Genomic DNA, 783 nt, shown 5'->3' with positions numbered 1-783 from the left:
ATCGCGCAAGCTCTCGCGGACAAACGCGTCCAGTACGAGCCGCCTATTGTCCCGGGTATCCCCGAAATTCGGGGTACTAAGAAACTCATCGAAGAACTCGAGGCCCGCCCCGGCAATAAAATCGACACCAAGCTCTATGAGCCTGGATCCACCGCGTAGTGGTCGGGCTGTGGATGGAGAAATCAGAAGAGGTGCCCGCTGACCTGGGATGATGGGAGTTCTCACGCTTCCACCAGCACCAACCGGCAAGGCACCTCTCAAGTGAAATTCTTCCATAGCCCGGCGAGGGTGTTCGCCGCGTTCGACGAGCCGAATCTCATCGCGCATGCCGGGCTGGTCCCGGTGATCCGGCTGGCCGAGCGGTGCGGTCTGCCGGCCCTGGTCGCCGAGAAGGTCCGCCTGGCCGGTGCGAAGAATGGTGCCGGCACGGCCGCCGACGCGAAGGCGATGAGGATCGTGGGCGGCATGGTCGCTGGTGCCGACTCCATCGACGACCTGGACGTGCTGCGCCACGGAGGACTGCCGAAACTCTTCGGCGGCGTTCGCGCCCCATCCACCCTGGGTACCTTCCTGCGCGCCTTCACCTGGGGTCATGTGCGTCAACTGGAGTCTGCGGCACGGGCCTTCACCTGCAATCTTGCCGCCCACTCGGGCTTCGTCCCGAAGGGTGACGAAGTGGTGTTCGTAGACATCGACTCCGTCAAGCAGGTCTACGGCCCGGCCAACCAGGGCGCCTCCTTCGGCTACACCAAGGTCCGCGGCCTCCACTTCCAGAACGTCACC

Annotated in this window: 1 pseudogene; it reads left to right on the top strand. The window is 64.0% G+C overall.

From position 1 onward, the window contains the following. Positions 1 to 261: 261 nt before the first annotated feature. A pseudogene (locus G3I71_RS45015) lies at positions 262 to 783 on the top strand (IS1380 family transposase); the annotation flags it as partial.

The organism is Streptomyces sp. SID12501 (genome assembly GCF_010550245.1).
Classification (GTDB): domain Bacteria; phylum Actinomycetota; class Actinomycetes; order Streptomycetales; family Streptomycetaceae; genus Streptomyces.
The sequence above is the reverse complement of the archived record's forward strand: the minus strand, read 5'-3'. Positions and strand labels throughout refer to the sequence as shown.